General features: G+C 67.5%; 19 protein-coding genes. 12 read left to right on the top strand and 7 right to left on the bottom strand.

Annotated elements, in window-relative coordinates:
• Positions 1 to 2 precede the first annotated feature (2 nt).
• The 5 genes from BMZ21_RS04925 to BMZ21_RS04945 all read right to left on the bottom strand — a co-directional run bounded on the left by BMZ21_RS04925 (position 3) and on the right by BMZ21_RS04945 (position 6,046).
• The gene (locus tag BMZ21_RS04925; RefSeq protein WP_091830261.1) at positions 3 to 1,076 is read right to left on the bottom strand and encodes a branched-chain amino acid ABC transporter permease; all 1,074 of its coding nucleotides are present in this window, start codon (positions 1,074 to 1,076) and stop codon (positions 3 to 5) included.
• A gap of 4 nt (positions 1,077 to 1,080) precedes the next feature.
• Positions 1,081 to 1,968 carry a branched-chain amino acid ABC transporter permease gene (locus BMZ21_RS04930; protein ID WP_091830263.1) on the bottom strand — a complete coding sequence of 296 codons (888 nt, stop codon included), beginning with the start codon at positions 1,966 to 1,968 and terminating at the stop codon, positions 1,081 to 1,083.
• On the bottom strand, positions 1,968 to 3,920 hold the full coding sequence (locus tag BMZ21_RS04935) for an AMP-dependent synthetase/ligase (protein ID WP_091830265.1): 1,953 nt from the start codon (positions 3,918 to 3,920) through the stop codon (positions 1,968 to 1,970). The genes BMZ21_RS04930 and BMZ21_RS04935 overlap by 1 nt, the downstream gene beginning before the upstream one ends.
• Positions 3,917 to 4,756: an ABC transporter ATP-binding protein gene (locus tag BMZ21_RS04940; RefSeq protein WP_091830267.1), complete on the bottom strand. Its 840-nt coding sequence runs from the start codon at positions 4,754 to 4,756 to the stop codon at positions 3,917 to 3,919. Before BMZ21_RS04940 ends, BMZ21_RS04935 begins: the two co-directional genes overlap by 4 nt.
• Before the next feature lie 333 nt (positions 4,757 to 5,089).
• Positions 5,090 to 6,046 (bottom strand): NAD(P)H-dependent flavin oxidoreductase, encoded by a 957-nt coding sequence (locus BMZ21_RS04945; protein WP_342029021.1) that lies wholly within the window; start codon positions 6,044 to 6,046, stop codon positions 5,090 to 5,092.
• A gap of 331 nt (positions 6,047 to 6,377) precedes the next feature.
• On the opposite strand from BMZ21_RS04945, the gene BMZ21_RS04950 reads away from it, so the two are divergent.
• Complete coding sequence (locus tag BMZ21_RS04950) at positions 6,378 to 7,112, top strand: TetR/AcrR family transcriptional regulator (RefSeq protein ID WP_091830271.1); 735 nt, start codon at positions 6,378 to 6,380, stop codon at positions 7,110 to 7,112.
• Between the two features lie 9 nt (positions 7,113 to 7,121).
• Here BMZ21_RS04950 and BMZ21_RS04955 read toward each other — a convergent pair whose 3' ends face one another.
• Both BMZ21_RS04955 and BMZ21_RS04960 read right to left on the bottom strand, forming a co-directional pair.
• On the bottom strand, positions 7,122 to 8,000 hold the full coding sequence (locus BMZ21_RS04955) for an SDR family oxidoreductase (protein WP_091830273.1): 879 nt from the start codon (positions 7,998 to 8,000) through the stop codon (positions 7,122 to 7,124).
• On the bottom strand, positions 7,993 to 9,246 hold the full coding sequence (locus BMZ21_RS04960; protein ID WP_091830275.1) for an acyl-CoA dehydrogenase family protein: 1,254 nt from the start codon (positions 9,244 to 9,246) through the stop codon (positions 7,993 to 7,995). The genes BMZ21_RS04955 and BMZ21_RS04960 overlap by 8 nt, the downstream gene beginning before the upstream one ends.
• A 207-nt stretch (positions 9,247 to 9,453) precedes the next feature.
• On the opposite strand from BMZ21_RS04960, the gene BMZ21_RS04965 reads away from it, so the two are divergent.
• The 11 genes from BMZ21_RS04965 to BMZ21_RS05015 all read left to right on the top strand — a co-directional run bounded on the left by BMZ21_RS04965 (position 9,454) and on the right by BMZ21_RS05015 (position 21,173).
• Positions 9,454 to 10,236 (top strand): enoyl-CoA hydratase-related protein, encoded by a 783-nt coding sequence (locus BMZ21_RS04965; RefSeq protein ID WP_091830277.1) that lies wholly within the window; start codon positions 9,454 to 9,456, stop codon positions 10,234 to 10,236.
• A 5-nt stretch (positions 10,237 to 10,241) separates the two neighbouring features.
• Positions 10,242 to 12,080, top strand: coding sequence for an acyclic terpene utilization AtuA family protein (locus BMZ21_RS04970; RefSeq protein ID WP_091830280.1), 1,839 nt, complete (start codon positions 10,242 to 10,244; stop codon positions 12,078 to 12,080).
• The gene (locus BMZ21_RS04975; RefSeq protein WP_208862217.1) at positions 12,077 to 13,573 is read left to right on the top strand and encodes an acetyl-CoA carboxylase biotin carboxylase subunit; all 1,497 of its coding nucleotides are present in this window, start codon (positions 12,077 to 12,079) and stop codon (positions 13,571 to 13,573) included. Before BMZ21_RS04970 ends, BMZ21_RS04975 begins: the two co-directional genes overlap by 4 nt.
• 2 nt (positions 13,574 to 13,575) lie before the next feature.
• On the top strand, positions 13,576 to 14,076 hold the full coding sequence (locus tag BMZ21_RS04980) for an acyl-CoA carboxylase biotin carboxyl carrier protein subunit (protein ID WP_091830284.1): 501 nt from the start codon (positions 13,576 to 13,578) through the stop codon (positions 14,074 to 14,076).
• Between the two features lie 4 nt (positions 14,077 to 14,080).
• The gene (locus BMZ21_RS04985; protein ID WP_091830286.1) at positions 14,081 to 15,688 is read left to right on the top strand and encodes an acyl-CoA carboxylase subunit beta; all 1,608 of its coding nucleotides are present in this window, start codon (positions 14,081 to 14,083) and stop codon (positions 15,686 to 15,688) included.
• A gap of 5 nt (positions 15,689 to 15,693) precedes the next feature.
• Positions 15,694 to 16,299: a 2-hydroxychromene-2-carboxylate isomerase gene (locus BMZ21_RS04990; protein ID WP_091830288.1), complete on the top strand. Its 606-nt coding sequence runs from the start codon at positions 15,694 to 15,696 to the stop codon at positions 16,297 to 16,299.
• Between the two features lie 13 nt (positions 16,300 to 16,312).
• Entirely contained in the window at positions 16,313 to 16,996 is a 684-nt protein-coding gene (locus tag BMZ21_RS04995; protein WP_091830290.1) for a transglutaminase-like domain-containing protein, read from the top strand.
• A 303-nt stretch (positions 16,997 to 17,299) separates the two neighbouring features.
• Complete coding sequence (locus BMZ21_RS05000) at positions 17,300 to 19,036, top strand: Na/Pi cotransporter family protein (RefSeq protein WP_091830292.1); 1,737 nt, start codon at positions 17,300 to 17,302, stop codon at positions 19,034 to 19,036.
• A gap of 85 nt (positions 19,037 to 19,121) precedes the next feature.
• The gene (locus BMZ21_RS05005) at positions 19,122 to 20,057 is read left to right on the top strand and encodes a LysR family transcriptional regulator (protein ID WP_091830294.1); all 936 of its coding nucleotides are present in this window, start codon (positions 19,122 to 19,124) and stop codon (positions 20,055 to 20,057) included.
• 145 nt (positions 20,058 to 20,202) lie between these two features.
• On the top strand, positions 20,203 to 20,913 hold the full coding sequence (locus BMZ21_RS05010; RefSeq protein WP_091830632.1) for an SDR family NAD(P)-dependent oxidoreductase: 711 nt from the start codon (positions 20,203 to 20,205) through the stop codon (positions 20,911 to 20,913).
• Between the two features lie 29 nt (positions 20,914 to 20,942).
• Entirely contained in the window at positions 20,943 to 21,173 is a 231-nt protein-coding gene (locus BMZ21_RS05015) for a tautomerase family protein (protein ID WP_091830296.1), read from the top strand.
• The last annotated feature ends 127 nt before the right edge of the window (positions 21,174 to 21,300 follow it).

Here is a 21,300-nt window from a genome sequence, read left to right on the forward strand (position 1 = left end):
CGTCACCGCTGGGCATGGCGGAACGGCCAGACGAGCAAGTAGTTGCGGAAATTGGCGTAGATCTTGGCGAGCCCGAGCGGCTCGTAGAGCAGGAAGCCGATCACCAGCGCGCCATAGGCCATCAGCGGCAGATGGGCGCGCAGGTCGATCGGCAAGGACCAGCCGAAGGTGCCGGCGGCGGCGCCGAGCAGGTTGTTGAGCAGGATTGGCGCGAACAGGATCAGCGCGGTGCCGAAGAACGGGCCGAGCACGCTGCCGAGCCCGCCGACGATGATCATCGCCAGGATCTGGATCGAGAGTTCGATATGGAACTGATCGGGCGAGATCGCGCGCAGATAGGTCACCGCCAGCACCGAGCCGACGACGCCGCCGATGAAGGACGAGACCCAGAAGGCGAGCAGCTTGTAGCGGAAGGTCGAGATGCCGAGGATCTGCGCGGCGTAATCCTTCTCGCGCAGCGCCGCCAGCGCCCGGCCGAAGCTGGTGCGCCGGACATTCAGCATGAACAGCGTGATGACGAAGCAGACGCCGAAAGCGAGGTAATAGGTCGGCAGGTCGCCCTGCAGGGGTATGCCGAGGAAGCTGACCGGCGGCACCTGCAAGGTCGCGAGCGAGCCGCCACTGATCACAGAGGAATGCGAGATGACGAAGTCGACGACGTACTGCATGGCGAGCGTCGCCATGGCCAGGTAGATGCCCTTCATGCGCAGGGCCGCGCCGCCGAACATCGTGCCGATCGTGGCGCTGAGCAGGCCGCCGGCGATCATCGCGATCTCGAGCGGCACGCCGAGACGCACCAGGTGAACCGAGCCATAGGCGCCGATGCCCATCACCGCGCCATAGCCGAGATGGATCTGGCCGGACCAGCCCATCAGCAGGTTGAGGCCGAGCGCGGCCGAGGTCCAGATCAGCCAGGGCAGCAGGTAGCCGGAGACATAGAGCCGGTCGAAGATGAAGGGCGCCGCCAGCAGGATTACGATGACCGCAATGATCAGCCCACGGTCGAAGCCAAGCGGAAAGAGCTGGCGCTCGTCCTGATAGCGCGTATGGCGGATGCCGGCGCGACGATAGAACACGGCGTCAGACCCTCTCGATATGGTGGCGGCCGAACAGGCCGTGCGGCTTGAGCAGCAGCGTCACCAGGATGATCACGGCCGCGACCACGTCGCGCGAGCCGCCGCCGACGAGCGGATCGAGCACGCCGGTCGCGAGGCTCTCGGCGACGCCGACGATGACGCCGGCGACGAGCACACCCGGGATCGAGTCGAGCCCGCCGAGGATGGCGATGGCGAGCGCCTTGATCAGCAGCAGCGAGAGCGACCAGTCGATGCCCTGGGTGCTGCCCCAGAGTACGCCGGCGGCGGTCGCGGATACCGCGGCGAGCCCCCAGGCAACGGCGATCGCCCGCTCGACCCTGATGCCCACCGACCAGGACGCGGTCTGGTCATCGGCGACGGCGCGCATCACCACGCCGAAGCGCGAGTTGAAGAAGAAGAGCGAGAGCAGGATCAGCAGCAGCGAGATCGAGCCGCCGATCATCGTTGAGCGATTGAGCAGGAGCTCGCCGACGAAGAGCGGCTGCTGCGGCAGGCCGATGTCGAGACGCTTCACAGCCGCGCCGAAGATGCCCGGCAATAGGCCACGCAGCATGATCTCGACGCCGAGCGTCAGCATGATCGTCATGATCACCGGCTGGCCGATCATCCGGCGCAGCGCGACGCGCTCCATCAAGAGGCCGAAGCCGAACATGCCGATAAGCGCGGCCGGGATCGCCAGCCACATCGGCAGGCCGACCAGGCTCGCGAGCGCCCAGGTGACGTAGCCGCCGGTCATGGCGATCGCGCCCTGGGCGAGATTGGCGGTGCCGGAGGTCTTGTAGATCAGTACTATGCCGAGCGAGACCAGCGCGTACATCAGGCCGACGAAAACGCCATTGGTCGAGAGTTCCGCGAGCAGGATCCAGTCCATCAGGCGAGGACCTCGCTGATCTTGAGCGTCCGTCGGATCACGCCGCGCTCCCCGTTCTCATAGGCGATGGTGGCGTCGAACACGGTCTCGGTTGCCCCGCTATAGAGCGCCTCGATCAGCGAGGCGTAGGTGGTCTCGATCGTGTTGCGGCGGAGCTTGCGGGTGCGGGTGATCTCGCCGTCGTCGGCGTCGAAATCCTTGTGCAGATTGGAGAAGCGCCGCACGCGCAGGCCATCCGGCTGCGTGCCGTTGACGTGCCGGACCACCTGGCCGATCAGCGCCTGCACCTCGGGCTTCTGCGAGAGCTCCGCATAGGAGGTGTAGGAGATGCCGCGCTCCTCGGCCCAGTGGCCGACCGCGTCGAAATCGATGCAGACGATGGCTGTGAGCTCGTCACGCCCGGCGCCGATCACCGCGACATTGCGAATATAGGGGCTGAACTTCAGCCGGTTCTCGATGAAGTTCGGGATGTAGCGCTCGCCCGAGGCGGTGCGCACGACTTCGCTGACGCGGCCGAGCACGACGAGCTGGCCATCCTCGTCGATGCGCCCGGCATCGCCGGTGTGCAGCCAGCCGTCGGCCAGCGCCTTGGCGCTGCTTTCCGGGTCGTCATAGTAGCCGTCGACCACCGACGAGGAGCGCACCAGGATCTCGCCGCTGTCGTCGATGCGGATCTCGCTGCCCTGCATCGGCCTGCCGACCGTGTGGAGCTTGACCTGCCCTTCCGTCTGCGCCGCCGTCAGCGCGCAGGTCTCGGTCTGGCCGTAGAACTGCTTGAGCTTGATGCCGAGCGCCCGGAAGAACAGGAAGGTGTCCTCGCCCAGCGCCTCGCCGCCGGTGAAGGCCCGCTCGGCGCGTCCTAATCCGAGATGATCGCGCAGCGGCGCATAGACCAATAGGTTGCCGACCGCATCGAGCAGCTTTTCCGACGGCGTCAGCGAACCGCCGGACAGGCGCTTGCGCTCGTAGGCGACGGCGCGCTCCATTACCGTTTCGAACAGCCAGCGCTTGAACGGCGTCGAGTTCTTCATGCCGACCTGGACGCGGGTCAGCATCTGGTCCCAGGCGCGCGGCGCGGCGAGATAGAAGGTCGGCGAGACCTCGCGCAGGTCGCGCATCACCGTCTCTTGCCGCTCGGGGATGTTGATCGTGGCCGCCATCATCATGCCGGCGCCAAGCGTGAAGACGAAATCGCCGACCCAGGCGGTGGGCAGATAGGCGTAGAGCTCCTCGTGCTTGTGGAAATAGCCGCTCGCGCCGGCATTGAGCAGGCCGCCGGTGACGTTGCGGTGGCGCAGCGGGATGCCCTTGGGCAGGCCGGTCGTGCCGGAGGAATGCAGCAGCACCGAGATGTCGTCGGCCTGTGGCTCGTCGACGAAGCGCCGGACGAGACCGGGCTCGCGTGCCAGCCGCTCTCGACCCTTTTTCACGAGCTCATCGAGCGACATCAGCCCGGGCTGATCGTAGCCGTCGAGGCCGCGCTCGTCGTCGTAGAGAATGGTGGCGACGCGCCCGGTCGCATCGCGAAGCTGCAGCAGCTTGTCGACCTGCTCCTGATCCTCGGCGATACCGACCGGCGGCGCGCCATGCCGGGTCGCGACGATCAGTTCCTCGAGCGGCACGTCGGGAAACACCGGCGACGGAAAGGCGCGCAGCATGTTGGCGGCAAGCATGGCGTAGTAGAGCCGCGGGCGGTTGTCGCCGATCACGGTCATCGCGGCACCGGCGACCAGCCCAGCCTCTTCGAGCCCGGCCGCCATGGCGGCGATCTCGTCGAAGACCGCGCGCCAGTCCTGTTCCTGCCAGATGCCATAACGCCGCTCGCGGAAGGCGACCCGGTCGCCGAACTCAGCAGCGTTACGGGCGAGCGCCGCGATCAGCGTCGCCGGCTCGCCATTGGCGGCGACCGGCCAGTGGGCCACTTCACCGATCCTGCCCGATACCGCCGTCATGCCGTGCTCCCGGCCTGGTGGCGCTTGGCGGCGCGCTCGCCGAGATAGGCGCTGACCACGCTCGGATGCGAGATCGCCGCCTGCGGCTCGCCCTCCGAGATCACCTCGCCATAGCTCAGCACGACGACTCGGTCGCAGATCGAGGTCACCACATCCATGTGGTGCTCGATGATCAGGGTGGTGACGCCGCGGGCCTCGCTCGCATCGAGAATGAAGCGGGCGATGTATTCCTTCTCCTCCTGGTTCATGCCGGCCATGGGCTCGTCCAGGATCAGGAGGCGCGGTTCGGCGACGAGGGCGCGCGCCAGTTCGACGCGCTTCTGCAGGCCGAGCGGAATGACCTCGACCGGCTCGTCGCGGATGTCCTGGAGTTGCATGAACTCGATCATCTCTTCGACGACGCGCCGGTGCGCCAGTTCCTCGCGCTCCGCCCACCACCAGTAGAACAGCGCCCCTAGCGCGCTCGGCTTCATATGGGTGTGGCGGCCGATCAGGATGTTGTCGAGGACGCTCATGCCCTTGAACAGGGCCAGATTCTGGAAGGTGCGGGCGACGCCACGGGCGGCGACGCGGTGCGGCTTCAGCGCCGTGATGTCCTCGCCGAACAGGGTCACCTTGCCGGCATTGGGCGGGTAGAAGCCGGTGATCACGTTGACCATGGTGGTCTTGCCCGAGCCGTTCGGACCGACGAGCCCGAGAATCTCGCCCTGGCGAACGTCGAGCGAGACACCCTTCAGCGCCCGCAGGCCGCCGAAGACGCGCTCGATCCCGGTGCAGGACAGCGCGACCGGCGCGCCTGCGGCGCTCGCGGCGTGGCGGTACTGAACCTCATTCATCCGAGGCGCCCGGACCGGCCGGCCGGAAGGCCGCGCGCGACGACCCCAAGCGCGACATCTGCGGGCACCCGGCGCACACAAGGCGCCGCCACGCGAACGGCGTTGACTCCCACGGCATCCTCCCCGGCTGCGCTGGCTTGTTGGCTCGATATGCGTCAGCTCGATACAGCTAATGAATAGAATTCATCTTGTGCTGTCAACTCTTTCGCCGACCGGTGTCCGCTCTGTCGGCAGCTGCGAATTTTCGCACAAGTCCGCCCGAAGTACCCCTTTCGCGCCGACCGACCACACCATTCGACACCTGTCCCCGATCCGCAGCTCAATGAACCCGGCTCAGCCCGCCGGCCGTTCGACCGCCCGGCACGACAGGCGAGCAGCGCCGTCCAGCGCCTCCTCGTATTCATCCGCCAGTCGCCGACAGAGGTCGGCCGCAGCGGGCACATCGCGGATCGTCCCGACACCCTGGCCCGCCGCCCAGATGTCGCGCCAGGCCTTGGCTTCCGTCGTGCCGAAATCATAGCTCGCGGGCTTGCTCAGATCGTCGGGATCGCGCCCGGCCGCCACGATGCTGGGGCGCAGGAAATTGCCGTGCACGCCGCTGATCGCCGGAGTGTAGACGATGTCGGCCGCGGACGCGTCGAGCAGCATGGACCGCAGCGCCGGCGGCGCCATGCTTTCCTGCGTCGCCATGAAACGCGTGCCGAGATAGGCCATGTCCGCCCCCGCCATCCGGGCCGCCGCGACCTGGGCGCCCGTGCTCAGCGCCCCGCCCAGCACCAGCGTGCCGTCAAAGATGCGGCGGATATCGGCCAGCGCCGCGAAGGGATTGAGCGGCCCTGCATGCCCGCCGGCCCCGGCCGAGACGGCGATCAGCCCGTCGACGCCGGCATCAGCCGCCTTGGCGGCAAAGGCGAGGTTGATCACGTCATGGAAGACCAATCCGCCATAGCCATGCACAGCCTTGATCAGGTCGCGGTTGAGACCGAGCGAGGTGATGACCAGCGGCACCTTGCGCTCGATGACGACGGCAAGATCGGCTTCCAGCCGCGGATTGCTGCGGTGGACCACCAGGTTGACGCCGAAAGGTGCGGCATCATCTATGCCGTCGAGCCGGCGCGCGATCTCGTCAAGCCAGTCGGCGAAACCGTGTGTCGTGCGCTGGTTGAGCGCCGGAAAGCTGCCGATGACGCCGTTGCGGCAGCACGAGACGACAAGATCCGGCCCCGAGATCAGGAACATCGGCGCGGCGATGACGGGAACGCGCAGGCGTCCGGCGAAAGCTGCAGGCAAAGGCAAGGATCCCTCCCCTAACAAGGCGACCCTTCCCGGCCCGCGCCCGGTCGCCAATGCAATGAACGCGACTTAGCAGCCCTTCCGCGGGCGTCATCAGCGGCGAAGCCCGGCATGACCATCCAGTCCGGACAGGCAGCAACTACGCCTCGGCCGACCTTCCGGCTTACCTCACGTTCCTGCTTGCGGCGCGATGGTGATGAATGGTATTTATTAGGACAGTATCGGGACGCGACCGAAGCGCCGCGACGAACCGGCGTTGCGCAAACCCCTCGACAGGCTCTACGAGGCCCGCCAGCGCGCTGCCTCTTCGCCTCAGCAAGGATCATCGATGCCGCCCCGCAATGCCCTGAAGCGCCAGGTCAACCGGCTCCCGCCCGAGCGGCGCATCTCCGACATCATGGCCGCGGCCAAGGAGGTCTTCGTCGAGAAAGGCTATAACGACGCGCTGATCACCGACATCGCGCTGCGCGCCGGCGTGGTCGAGGGCAGCATCTACCGCTTCTTCGCCAACAAGCGCGAATTGCTGGTCAAGGTCGTCGAGCACTGGTTCGAGGAGATGCTGCGCGACGATGCCGAGCAGTTCGCCGCGGTGTGCGGCAGCTGGAACCAGATCCGTTTCATCGTCTACACCCACCTCACCTCGATTCACCGCGACCCCGCGCTGTCGCGCCTGATGTTCCAGGAGATCCGGCCGGCACCCGATTATCGCGGCTCGCATCTGTTCGAGCTGAACCGCGCCTACACCAATCGCCTGGTCGACGTGGTCAAGGTCGGCATCGCCGCCGGCGATCTGCGGCCCGAGACCTCGCCGAGCCTGGTGCGCGACCTTGTCTTCGGCTGCATCGAGCATCGCACCTGGGCCTTCCTGCGTGGCGAAGGCGATTTCGACCCGGCCGAGCTGGCTGACGCCATCACCAATCTGGTCCATCACGGCCTCGCGCTCGACGACGAGCCGGCCTCGCCGATAGAGAGCGTGGTCGCCCGGCTGGAGACTGCAACGGCGCGGCTCGAGGCTGCCGCCGGTATCGCTCCGACGAAGCCCTCCTCCGCCTTGCCGCGCTGAGGCCATCACCTAGCTGCCGCTGCTGCCTGGACCATCGAAGAAGGCCGGGCGCGGGATCGTCCAGGTCTCGCCCCAGAGCTGCGCGCCGCCGGCGACATTGAGCACCTCGCCGGTGACATAGGCCGCCGCCGGGCCGCAGAGATATGCACAGGCCTCCGCCACCTCCCAGGTCGTCGCGGTGCGCATCATCGGGTTGGAACGCGGATAGGCCGCGACCTGCGCGGGATCGTAGACGCGCCAGCCCGGCGTCTCGATCGCGCCCGGCGCGATGCAGTTCACCCGGATATCAAGCGGCGCCCATTCCACCGCCAGCGCCTGGGTCAGGCCGACGACGCCGGCGCGCGCCGCGATCGTATGGGCAACGCCATGCAGACCCTGGCGCGTTACCACCACGATCGAGACGATGCTGCCCGGCCGCTTGGCATCGCGCCAGCGCCGCGCCGCCTCCTGCATCATGTACCAGGTACCGTTCAGATTGGTGTCGACGACGGCGTTCCAGCCCTTGGTCGAGAAGTCGATCGCCGCCTGTGGGAACTGGCCGCCGGCGCTGTTGACGAGGATGTCGATGCCCCCGAACTCGGCCGCGATCCAGTCGTGCAGCGCGGTGATCGTGGCGGGATCGCGGACATTCACCGTCCTGCCTGCCGCTTTCAGCCCGGCGGCGCGCATCGCCTGCACCGCCGCCTCCAGCCTGCCCTCGTCACGCCCGGCGATGATGACCTGCGCACCGAGCCGGCCGAGCAGCCAGGCGGTGGCGCGGCCGATGCCGCCGGCGCCGCCGGAGATGAGGACGGTTTTGCCGGCGAAAGCGTCGGGTCCGTAGACCGTCGGCAGCACAGCGAGGTCGGCGTCGTCCAGCCCGAGTTCGCGGGGCTCGGCCTCAGCCATGACGGTCCATCCCCTTCAGCAATTCGCCGGCGATGATCATCTTGCGGACTTCGGTGGTGCCGGCGCCGATCTCCAGCAGCTTGGTGCTGCGGAAGAGACGGTTGATCTCCGATTCCCAGATATAGCCGGCCCCGCCATGGACCTGCACCGCCTTGTCGAGGACATCGTGGCAGGCCTGCGCCGCATACATCACCGAGGCCGCGGTCAGGCGATGGATGTCGCCGCGCCCGCCGCCGCCGACTTCGAGCGGCGCCGCCTCGGCCAAGGTGCGATAGGTGAAGCTGCGCATGGTCTCGACCAGCACATACATCTCGGCCAGCATGGACTGGACCATCTGGAAGGCGCCGATCGGCTTGCCGAACTGCTTGCGCGTCCTGGCGTAGTCGATCGAGAGGTCCAGCGCCCGCTCGGCGACGCCGAGGCAGAGCGGCGAGATCATCGCCCGTTCGAGATCGAGCCCGCTCATCACGATCGCGACGCCCTGGTTCTCGGCGCCGACGAGGTTGGCGGCCGGCACACGGCAATCCTCGAACAGCAGTTCCGCCGTCTGACTGCCGCGATAGCCCATCTTCACCAGCTTCTGCGCCACCTTGAAGCCGGGAAAACCCTTCTCGACGATGAAGGCGGAGATGCCGTGGGCGCCGCGCTCCTTGTCGGTCTTGGCATAGACCAGCAGCACGTCGGCGACCGGGCCGTTGGTGATGTAGATCTTGCTGCCGTCGAGGATGTAATGGTCGCCCTCACGGCGCGCCGTGGTGCGCATCGAGCCGAGCGCGTCCGACCCTGCCCCCGGCTCGGTCAGGCCGAGCGCGCCGATCGTCTTCCCCGAGCAGAGATCGGGCAGATAGCGGCGGCGCTGTTCCTCATTGCCGTTGCGATAGATGTTATTGGCGCAGAGGTTGTCGTGGGCGACGACCGAGAGCGCCATGGCATGGTTCCAGCGGCTGAAGCCCTGCAGGACCAAGCCAGCCTGAAGCAGGTCGAGCCCGGCCCCGCCATATTGCTCGGGGATCGTCGCGCCCAAGAAGCCGTTGGCGCCGATCTGGCGGAAAGCTTCGTCCGGCCACCACTCCTCGTCGTCCATGCGCCGCGACAGCGGATAGAGCTCGGCGCGTGCATAGCGGTCGGCGCCGTCGAGGATGGCGTTCTGCTCCTCGTCGAGGCCGAAGGCGTTGGCGCGGTTGCTACCGGTCACGGCATTCACGTCGATCTCCTCCCTTGCCTCGTCACGCAGCGGTGCGGGCATCGCGCCATTCGGCCGTCGATCTTATTGAGCGCATTTCATCAGCGCCAAACCCAGCTGTCAATGCAGGCCGGATACGGCGAAATCGAATAATCCGTTTGCGCAATTGCTGGCACGATTCAGGTATGGAACGCCTATTGACACAGCAAATGAATTCAAATCATTTATTCAGCGAAGGCTCCTTCAGCGAGCCGCGCAGGGACGGAACCCGTGAGCGAAGAGGTCATCACCCGACGCGAGGGCGCGGCGCTGGTCGTCACGATCAATCGCGAGAGCCGCCGCAACGCCCTGAACGAGGCGGTCGCCGAGGGGATCGTTGCCGCGCTCGACCGGGCCGAGGCCGATTCCGAGGTGCGCGCGGTCATCCTGACCGGCGCTGGCGGCAAGGCCTTCTGCGCTGGCGGCGATCTCAAGCCGAATGCCGACGGAACCCCGTTCACCATCGAGGCCGCCGACCCCCGCCATTACGTCGCCCGCCTGCTGCGCCGGATGGATGCCTGCCGGCTGCCGCTGGTGGCGCGGGTCAACGGCCATGCGCTGGCCGGCGGCTTCGGCCTGATCTGCGCCTGCGATCTGGTGGTGGCGCGCGACGACGCCTTGCTCGGGGTGACCGAGGTCAAGGTCGGGCTCTTCCCGATGATGATCCTGCCCTATCTGATGCGGGTCCTGCCCTATCGCCGGCTGATGGAGTTCTGCCTGACCGGCGAGACCATTCGGGCGGGCGATCCCGAGGCCGGCGCGATCGTCAACTACGCCGTGCCGGCCGATCAGCTCGACGCCAAGACCGCGTGGCTGGTCGGTCGCCTCGTCGACAAGTCGCCGACCGGCATTCGCCTGGGCAAGCAGAGCCTCGCCAAGATCAGGGAGATGTCGACCGACGCGGCGCTCGAATACGCCCAGTTCATGCTGGCGAACATGGCCCGCACCGAGGATGCGCGCGAGGGCTTTGCCGCCTTCGCCGAAAAGCGCCCGCCGGCCTGGACCGGGCGGTGAGCGCCATGGCGGCGACACTGCGCGAGAGCATCCGCATCGGCTGCGGCGCCGGCTTCTGGGGCGACAGCCCGGAAGGGCCGCGACAGCTCGTCCGGCAGGGCGACATCGACTATCTCGTGCTCGACTATCTCGCCGAGATCACCATGTCGCTCCTCGCCCGGATGAAGGCGAAGAACCCGGCGTTCGGCTATGCCACCGACTTCGTCTCTCTGGTGATGAAGCCGCTCGCCCGTGAGATCGCGGAAAAGCGCATCCGCGTCGTCACCAACGCCGGCGGCGTCAACCCGGAAGCCTGCCGGGACGCGCTACTCGCCGCCTTCAGGGAGGTCGGCGTCGAGCTCAAGGTCGCGATCGTCACCGGCGACGATCTCTCGGGCGAAGCCGAGCGGCTGCGCACCCAAGGCATCACCGAGATGTTCTCAGGCGCGCCCTTCCCCGAGCGGACCGCCAGCATCAACGCCTATCTCGGCGCCTTCCCGATCGCGGCGGCGCTGGCAGCCGGCGCCGATATCGTGGTGACGGGGCGCTGCGTCGACTCGGCCGTGGTTCTCGGCCCGCTGATCCATGAATTCGGCTGGGCGCCCGAGGACTACGACAAACTCTCGGCCGGGAGTCTGGCTGGCCACATCCTCGAATGCGGCGCGCAGGCGACCGGCGGCATCGTCACCGACTGGCGCGAGGTCGCCGGCGACTGGGCCGATATGGGCTTTCCCTTCGCCGATTGCCGGGCCGATGGCAGCTTCGAGATCGGCAAGCCCGAGGGAACCGGCGGGCGCGTCGCCCCTTCGACGATCGCCGAGCAGGTCGTCTATGAGGTCGGCGACCCCGCCGCCTATATGCTGCCGGATGTCACTTGCGACTGGTCGCAGGTGCGGCTCGAAGCCGCCGGCCTCGATCGCGTCCGGGTGTCCGGTGCGCGCGGGCGGGCACCGTCCAGCAGCTACAAGGTCAGCGCCACCTATGCCGACGGCTATCGCTGCGCGGCGACGATGATGATCGTCGGCGACGATGCGCCCGAGCGGGCGCAAGCCGTCGCCAAGGCCATTCTCGCCCGCTGCGGCCGCCTGATCCGCGAGGCCGGCTTCCCGGATTTCGCCGAAGCTTCCGTCGAGACGCTCGGCGCCGAGGCGAGCTATGGGGCGCAGAGCCGGGCGCGAGCGACGCGCGAGGTCGTACTCAAGATCGGCGTGCGCCACCCGTCAAAGGAGGCGCTGCAGATCTTCGCCCGCGAAATCTACCCGGCCGCGACCGCGATGGCGCAGAGCCTGACCGGCTTCGCCGGAGGCCGGCCCGAGCCGCAGCCGGTGATCAGGCTGTTCTCCTTCCCGATCGACAAGGCCGAGCTGCAGCCGACGGTGAGTCTCGGCGAGACGCGCCTGCCGGTGCCGGCGCATATCCCCGCGGCGGCCACGAGCGCGCCCTCTCCTGCCAGCGCGAACTCGGACGCCCCGGAGGCACCAACCGGCGAGACCGTCTCCGTCCCGCTCGTCGCCCTCGCCTTCGGCCGCAGCGGCGACAAGGGCGACATCGCCAATATCGGCGTGATCGCGCGCGATGCCGCTTTCCTGCCCTGGCTCCGGCGCGCGCTGACGCCGGAGGCGGTCGGCCAGCATTTCGCGCACTACGTCCAGGGCAAGGTCGAGCGCTTCGACTGGCCGGGCCTGCGCGGATTCAACCTCGTGATGCACCGGGCGCTTGGCGGCGGCGGCATCGCCTCGCTGCGCCATGACCCGCAGGGCAAGGCGATGGCCCAGGTGCTGATGAGCCTGCCGGTGCCCGTCCCTGCCGCCTGGCTCGCGCCAGATGGCCCCCTCCCCGGCTTCACGACCACGGACGACGCATGATGGCTCCGGACGACAACCCGCCGTTCCGCAAGGTGCTGATCGCCAATCGCGGCGAGATCGCCTGCCGGGTGATCCGGACCTTGCGCGAGATGGGCATCGCCTCGGTCGCGATCCACCACCCGGTCGAGGCCCGCGCCCGGCATGCGCGCGAGGCGGATCAGGCGATCGAGATTTCGGGCGAGACGCCGGTCGCCGCCCATCTCGACATCGCCCAGATCGTTGACGCTGCCCGCGCCGTCGGGGCCGATGCGATCCATCCCGGCTATGGCTTCCTCTCCGAGAATGCGCGCTTTGCCAGCGCCGTCGCCGAGGCCGGCCTCACCTTCATCGGCCCGGATGCCGATACGATCGCTCTGATGGGCGACAAGATCTCGGCGCGCCAGTTCGCGGCCGATCATGGCGTGCCTGTCGCGCCGTCGGTGATGCCGACGCAGGATCTCGCCGAATTCACCCGCCAGGCGACAGAAATCGGCTTCCCGCTGTTGATCAAGGCGGCGGCCGGCGGCGGCGGCAAGGGCATGAGCATCGTGCGCTCGGCCGAGGAGCTGGAAGGTGCAGCCCGCCACGCCGCAAGCGAGGCCCAGCGCTATTTTGGCGACGGGCGCGTCTATGCCGAGCTCTTCGTCGAGCAGCCCCGTCATATCGAGGTGCAGGTCTTCGGCGACGGCAAGGGCGGTGCCATCCACCTGTTCGAGCGCGAATGCTCGGTGCAGCGCCGCTTCCAGAAGATCATCGAGGAGGCGCCGGCGGCGAACTTGCCGGCCGGACTGCGGGACGAGATCTGCGCCTCGGCGGTCAGGCTCGCGGCGGCGGCACACTATCGCAATGCCGGCACCGTCGAATACATCCTCGGCGCAGACGGCCGCTTCTTCTTCTTGGAGATGAATACGCGCCTGCAGGTCGAGCATCCCGTCACCGAGATGATCACCGGGCTCGATCTCGTACGCCTGCAGATCGAGATCGCCGCCGGGCACGACCTGTCTTTCGCGCAAGATCAAGTCACTGCCAGCGGCCATGCCATCGAATGCCGGATCTGCGCCGAGGATCCCGAGCGCGACTTCCTGCCGGAGACCGGCACGATCCTGCATCTCGACGCGCCGCAGGCGGCCTATCTGCGATTCGAGAACGCGCTCGATCGCGGCCAGCGCGTCACCGCCGATTTCGACCCGATGCTGGCCAAGCTCGTCGCCCATGGGCCCGACCGGGCCAGCGCGACCCGCCGCAGCATCGCGGCGCTACATGATCTCGCTCTGCTCGGGGTCAAGACCAATATCGACTATCTCGCCCGCGTGCTCGGCCATCCCGCTTTCGCCGCCGGGGAGCTGCATACCGGCTTCGTCACCCAGCACAGGGCGGTGCTCGCCGCCGCCGAGCCGGATGACGCGACGCGCGACAGGGTCCTGATCGCCGCCGCGCTCGGCCTGCGCGATTTCCGCGACCTCATCCTCGGCGTGCCCGAGCCGCACGCCTCGATCGGGCGCTGGAGGAACTGAGCATGGTCCTCAAGCTCGATCTCGCTGGCAGCGTGCATCACGTCACCATCCTCGCGCGCCGGCCGCATCTCGTGCTCTCGATCGACGGTCGCCGGCATGTCGTGGAGCGCCTCGACGAGGCCGGCGACGGCAGCCGGCAATTGACGATCGACGGCGAGCCGATCGCCTTCGTCCGCGCCGGTAGCGCCGACGGCGTCATCGTCCGGCTCGATGGGCGCAGCTTCGCGCTGCGCCGGCTTGATGCGGCGGCCGAAGCCTCGGCAGCCGGCGGCGGTGCCAATGTCGTGCGCGCGCCGATGCCGGGCACGGTCATCGTGATCCACAAGCGCGTCGGCGATCACGTCCAGCGCGGCGAGACCATCGTCACGATCGAAAGCATGAAGCTGCAGATGAAGCTCGATGCGCCGCGCGACGGCGAGATCGCCGAGATCGCGGCGCGCGAGGGCGAAGGCTTCGACAAGGATGCCGTCCTCGCCCGTCTCGCGGCTCCGGCGGAAGGCTGACCCGATGTCCAGACTGCAATCGTCGATCAACACCGCTTCCGCCGATTTCCGCCGCAACGAGGCGCATAACCGCCGCCTCGTCGCCGAGTTCAAGGCGAAGCAGGAGGCGGCGCGTCATAGCCGGCCGCAGCGCGATCTCGATCGGCTCGCCCGCCAGCAGAAGATGCCGCAGCGCAAGCGCATCGAGATGCTGCTCGACCCCGGCACACCCTTCCTGGAGCTGTCCTCGCTCGCGGCCAACATGGCCTATGGCGGGGAATCGCCGTCGGCGAGCTCGATCGTCGGCATCGGCATGGTCTCCGGCCGCGAGGTGATGATCCGCGCCGATGACCCGACGGTGAAGGGCGGCGCCTGGTATCCGCTGACGGTCAAGAAGATCGTCCGCGCCCTCGACATCGCCATGGAGAACCGGCTGCCGGTCGTCCATCTCTGCGATTCCGCCGGCGGCTTCCTCCAGCTCCAGTCGGAGCTGTTTCCGGATCGCTATATGGGCGGACGGATCTTCCGCAATCAGTCGCTGCTGTCGAAGATGGGCGTGAAGCAGCTCGCCCTCGTCTTCGGCCATTGCACCGCCGGAGGCGCCTATATCCCCGGGCTGTCCGACTACAGTGTCATCGTGCGCGGCACCGGCGCGGTCTTCCTCGGTGGCCCGCCTCTGGTGAAGGCGGCGACGGGCGAGGACGTCACGGTCGAGGAGCTCGGCGGCGCCGAGATGCATACCAGCGTCTCCGGCACCTGCGACTACCCCGCCGACAGCGAGGAGCACGCCATCGAGATCGGCCGCGACATCGTCGCGCAATGGGACCGGCTGCCGCGCTGGGAAGCTCAGCGCGAGGCGCCGGAGGAGCCGTTCTACGATCCGGCCGAGATCTACGGGATCGTGCCCGACGACATCAAGAAGGCCTTCGACATGCGCGAGATCATCGCCCGCATCGTCGATGGCAGCCGCTTCCACGAATACAAGCCGAACTACGGGACGACCTTGGTCTGCGGCTTTGCCAATATCTGGGGCTTCAAGGTTGGGATTCTCGCCAATAACGGCGTGCTCTTCAACGATTCTTCGATCAAGGGCGCCCATTTCATCGAGCTCTGCAACCAGAACAGTACGCCGCTGGTCTTCTTGCAGAACATCACCGGCTACATGGTCGGGCGCGAATACGAGCGGCGGGGCATCACCAAGGACGGGGCCAAGATGATCATGGCGCAGAGCTGCTCGCGGGTGCCGAAATTCACGGTGATGTGCAACGGCTCGTTCGGCGCCGGCAATTACGGCATGTGCGGGCGTGCCTTCGACGGGCGCTTCCTGTTCTCCTGGCCGAACCACCAGATCGGCGTGATGGGCGGCGACCAGGCGGCAAACACGCTCGCCGAGGTCAAGGCCAACCAGATGAAGCGCAATGGCGGCGCGGTCGACCAGAGCGAGATCGATCGGCTCTGGGAGGAGACGCGGAGAGCCTATCAGGAGCAGCTCTCGGCCTATCATTCGACCTCGGAACTCTGGGACGATGGCATCATCGACCCGCTCGACACCCGCAATGCGCTCGGCGTGGCGATCTCGGCCTCGCTGAACGCCCCGCTCGGCCCGCCCGGCTACGGCGTCTTCCGGTTCTGATCGCGATGCCGGGAGCGCTACGCCTCTATCTCGATTTCGCCTCGCCCTATTCCTATTTCGCGCTTCGCCCGCTGGCGCGACTGGCGGAAGAGCATGGCCGGGCACTGGAGCTGAGGCCGATCCTGCTCTGGGCGGTGTTCAAGCAGCAGGGCGTCGTCAATCCGCTGGAGAAGCCGGCGCGGCGGCGCTATTTTCTCGAGGACGTGATCCGCTCGGCCGAGTTCTTCGGCCTGCCCTTCCGCATTCCCGAGCCACTGCAGATCTCGGCGCATCTCGCCGGTCGGCTCTACCACGCCTGGACCGCGACAAGGCCGCAGGACGGTTTGCGCCTGGCGAGCGAGATCTTCGAAGCGTTCTTCGCTAAAGGCGAGGAAATCACCGACCCGGCCGTGCTCGCCGCCCTGCCCTGTCTTGCGGACGAGACTCCGGAGACGGTCCGCGCCATGATCGACGGCAGCGAAGGCCGCCAGCGCCTTGGCGAGGCAGTGGATGAAGCGTGCGCGGCCAATATCATCGGCGTGCCGTTCATGACGCTGGACGGCGAAAGCTTCTTCGGCGCCGACCGCCTGCCGCAGATCGCCTGGCGGCTGCAGCATCCGCGCACCGCGTAGACGGGAGAGTGCGATGAGCGACGACAGGCTCGCCGGGGCGCTGAAGGCGACGCCCTTCATCGATGCGAATGCGCCGACGGTCCGCGCCTTTGTCGACCGCCATGCCGGCAGCGGCCCCGATCGCTACCGCGCCGTGCGGCTCTATTACGCCGTCCGCGACGCGATCCCATACGACCTGCGCTATTTCGGGATTGAGCGCGATATCTTCGTCGCCTCGCGCTGCCTGGAGGCGAAGGGCTCGTTCTGCGTGCCCAAGGCGGTGACGCTCGCTGCGGTTTGCCGCGCCGCCTGCATTCCGGCGCGCGTCGGCTTCGCCGATGTGCGCAACCACCTGGCCTCGCCGCGCATCCTCGACCTCATGGGCAGCGACGTCTTCCGCTGGCACGCCTATACGCTGATCCATCTCGAAGGCCGCTGGGTCAAGGCGACGCCGGCCTTCGACCTTGCCTTCAGCGCCCGCTTCGGCGTCGAGCCGCTCGATTTCGACGGCAGCTTGGACTCGATCTTCCAGCCCTTCGATGCGGCCGGCCGGCAGCACATGGACTATGTGCTCGACCGCGGCGATCATGACGAGATGCCGTTCGAAGCCTTTCGCGAGGCGATGCAGGACGCCTATCCGCACCTGATCACGGCGATGGCGGCGGAGCGCGCCGCCCTTGCGGGCAAGGCTCATCCTGAACACGCCCCGGACGCGTGACCATCGCGTCCCGGCCAGCGGGCCCGACCAGTGACCGCAATTCTTCCACACTGACCAGGTAGCCAGACCGCTTCGTCAGCGCGTGTCGTGGACGACCACGCACGCCAATTGCAGGCTCGGTGGATCATAACCGGCCAGCGCGCTTGTGATCGCGCATCGACCGCCTCCTGCTCCGTCGCGCTTGATATGCGTAAGAAGTAGACCATTTCCGCCGTCGACTTTATAAGACGGCTAACGAACTTGGCGGCATAATCAGCCGCTTGACCCTCGCTGATTCCCGCCTGCAGGAGCGCCCACCCCACGATGAACGCCGCAGACAGCACCACGTCCATCCTGATCCACCTCGCCGGCTCGGTGGCGCTGCTGATCTGGGCGGTCAGGCTGGTGCGGACGGGCGCGACGCGGGCTTTCGGCCCCTCGCTGCGGCAAGGCCTCGCCCGCTTCGCCGGCAACCGCGTCTCGGCGATGGCGAGCGGCGCGGTGGTGACGCTGATCCTGCAAAGCTCGACGGCGACGACGCTTTTGCTCTCCTCCTTCGCCGGCCAGGCGCTGATCGGCCTGCCGATGGCCTTCGCCGTGCTGCTCGGCGCCAATGTCGGCACGGCGATGGCCGCCTTTGTGATCTCCTTCGATCTCGGCTGGCTCTGGGGCGCCTGCCTTTCCGTCGGCGTCGCGCTCTACCTCGCCAATGAAGCGATGAACCGCGCCCGCAATATCGGGCGCCTGATCGTCGGTATCGGCCTGATCCTGCTCTCGCTTGCCGAGCTCAAGACCGCCTCGGCGCCGCTGGCGCAATCGCCCGTGTTCCGCTCGGTGTTCGAGGCGCTGGCGAGCGAGCCGCTGCTCGCCGTCGGGATCACCGTCGCGGCGACCTGGCTGACCCATTCCAGTCTCGCGATCGTCCTCCTGATCGCGTCGTTCTGGGCCGGCGGGCTGTTCCCGGCACCGACCGCGCTGATCCTGATCGTGGGTGCCAATCTCGGCAATGCGCTGGTGCCGGTGCTCGACCAGCTCGGCGCGCCCGTGGTGCAGCGCCGCGTCGCGCTCGCCAACCTGCTGACGCGCATGATCATCGCGCTGGTCGTCATCCCTTTCGCCAAGCCGCTCTCCGTCTGGTTCTCGGCGCTGTCGCATGACCCGTCGCGCCTGGCGGTCGAAATCCATCTGGCGCTGAACATCATCGGCGCCATCGCCTTCCTGCCCTTCGTCCAGCCGATCGCGGCACTGGTGACGCGCCTGACCCCGGCCAAGCCCGAAGCCGAGCAGCGCAATCGGCCGCTCTATCTCGACGCCGGCCTGCTCGACAGCCCGCCCGAAGCCCTCGCCAGCGCGATGAGAGAGACGCTGCATCTGGGCGACCGTGTCGGCGCCATGCTGAAGGACCTGCAGGTCCTGCTGGAGCAAGACAAGCTCGCCCTCTCGCGCGAGATCGCGGCCGCCGATGACGGCGTCGACGCGATCCACGAGGCGATCAAGCTCTATCTCGTCAAGCTCTCTCGCCATCCGCTCGGCGAGGAGGACAGCCGACGCCTGTTCGAGATCATTACGGCAACCACCAATCTCGAGCATATCGGCGACATCATCGACAAGAACCTGCGCGAGCTCGCCGAGAAGAAGATCCGCAAGCGCTACCGCTTCTCCGAGGAAGGCCTAGCCGAGATCCGCGATTTCCACAGGCAGGTCAGCCACAGCCTGCAGCTTTCGCTGAACGTGCTGGCCACGCGCGATATCGGCCTCGCCCGCCAGCTCTTCGACGAGAAGAGCGCGATGCGCGTCGCCGAGCGCATGGCGACCGAGAAGCATTACGAACGCCTGCGCAGCGGGGTGACGCAATCGCTCGAGACATCCTCGATCCATCTCGACGTGCTGCGCGACCTGAAGCGCATCCACGGCCACATCACCTCGATCGCCTACCCGATCCTGGAGGCCGCCGACGAGCTCAGGGACACCAGGCTGCGCAGGGCTGGCGAGCAACCGGCCAAGGAGCAGCCCGGCGTGGCTGACGGCTACGGCCTCGCGTTGCCGCAGAAGCCGGCCTGAGACCGGCACGGCCTTGGGCTGGCGCCGCCTGCGCTTGACAGCCTGCCGGTTTGACCGAGCTTAAGGCCCGAGGCTCGGGGGCACCATGGATCGCATCGACGCGATGAAAGTGTTCATCGCCGCTCTGGACGAGGGCAGCCTCGCCGGAGCGGGACGCCTGCTCGGGCGCTCACCGGCCGCCGTCAGCCGGGCCGTCGCTTTTCTCGAACAGCAGGCCGGCGCGCAGCTGTTGCACCGGACGACCCGCTCGATCCGGCTGAGCGAGACCGGCGAGCGTTATGCCAATATCTGCCGCCGCTTGCTTGCGGACCTGCAGGAACTGGAAGCGGTCGGCGCCGGCGAGCAGGCCGCTCCTCGCGGCACCTTGACCATCACCGCGCCGCCGATCAGCGGCGAGGAGATCCTGCGCCCGATCGTCGACGCCTTCATCGCGGCCTTTCCGGCCGTCTCGGTCAACCTCGTCCTGCTCTCGCGTGGCGCGAATCTGGTCGAGGAAGGCATCGATATCGCCTTGCGTATCCTCGACCTGCCGGATTCCGCGATGACCGCCATCCGTGTCGGCGGCGAAGTCCGGACGGTCGTCGCAGCCTCGCCCCGCTATCTCAGCCAGCACCCGCGCATCGACGAGCCGGGAGACCTGGCAAGTCACAGCATCATCGCCTGCACCGATTTCGGGCGCGAGTCCTGGGTCTTCCCGCCGGCGAAGGGGGGCTCCGTATCCCGCTCCGTCCAGTTCAGGCCGCGGCTCACCGTCAACAGCGTCAGGGCGGCTTTGGGCGCTGCGGTCGGCGGGCTCGGCGTCACGCGGCTGTTCACCTACCATGTCGCCGAACGCGTGCAGGACGGCTCGCTCGAGCTCCTGCTGCGGGATGCCGAGCCGCCGCCCCGCCCCGTCAACCTGGTCATGCCGCAGGGCCGCTCGAACGTCCCCAAGGTCCGCGCCTTTCTCGACTTCGCCGTGCCGCGCTTGCGCGCCGACTTCGCGCGGCTCTCGGGCGAATTGGGTGTGAAGCGGTCCTGAACCGCCTATTCTTCCGCGCGGCGGTTGAATGCCTGCCGACCAACGGGCATTCAGCTGCAACGCGAAACACTCCAGATTCCTCGTCATCAGGCCAATGGCCGGGCAGCGGCACATCCGCTCGCTGCCGAAGCAACGAGGATATATCATGAGCAACGAACGGAAGGTCGCCATCGTCACCGGTGCCTCACAGGGCATCGGCGCCGCGCTGGTCAAGGGTTTCCGCGACCGCAATTATCGCGTCGTCGCGACGTCGCGCTCGATCACGCAGGGCAGCGACCCGGACATCCTTGCGGTCCCCGGCGACATCGCCGATCCGGCGACCGCCGAGACAGTCGTCAGGGAGGCGATGGCCCGCTTCGGACGCGTCGACACGCTGGTCAACAATGCCGGCATCTTCATCGCCAAGCCCTTCATCGACTACACGGCCGAGGACTTCCAGGCCAAGATCGCGACCAATCTCGCCGGCTTCTTCCACATCACCCAGCAGGCGGCCCGCGCCATGCTGGCGCAGGGCTCCGGCCACATCGTCAGCATCACCACCAGCCTGACAGACCAGGCCGTCGCGGGCGTCCCGACCGTGCTCGCCAACCTGACCAAGGGCGGCATCAACTCGGCGACCAAGGCGCTGGCGATCGAATACGCCACCCAAGGCATTCGCGTGAACGCAGTCTCGCCGGGCATCATCAAGACGCCGATGCACGCGCCGCAGACGCATGAATTCCTGGCCAATCTGCATCCAGTCAAGCGCTTGGGCGAGGTCAAGGACATCGTCGATGCCGTGCTGTTCCTGGAGAGCGCCCCTTTCGTCACCGGCGAGATCCTGCATGTCGACGGCGGCCAGAGCGCCGGCCACTGACGCAACGCGCAACCCGATAGGAGTTTTCCATGCCGATCGTCACCATCCAGGTCACCCGCGAGGGCTCCGGCCCGGGCCGCACCTCAGTCACGCCTGAGGAGAAGGCCAGGCTCATCGCCGGTGCCAGCCAGCTCCTGCTCGATGTACTGAACAAGCCGCTCGAGGCGACCTTCGTCGTGATCGAGGAGGTCGAGCTCGACAATTGGGGCTGGGGCGGCCTGCCCGTTGCGGACTACCGCAAGCGGCGCGCGGCGCGCTGATCTCGCCGCCAGCGATCTCGAACCCCCTCCGGCCCAATCCTGCACCCCGGATGCGCTGAGCTTCACCTTGCAATCGGCGAGCAGGGCCGGACTCTAGCGCCGACCGGCTCTGCCTCCGCGAGGAACA

This window comes from Allobosea lupini (assembly GCF_900109525.1).
GTDB classification, from domain to species: domain Bacteria; phylum Pseudomonadota; class Alphaproteobacteria; order Rhizobiales; family Beijerinckiaceae; genus Allobosea; species Allobosea lupini.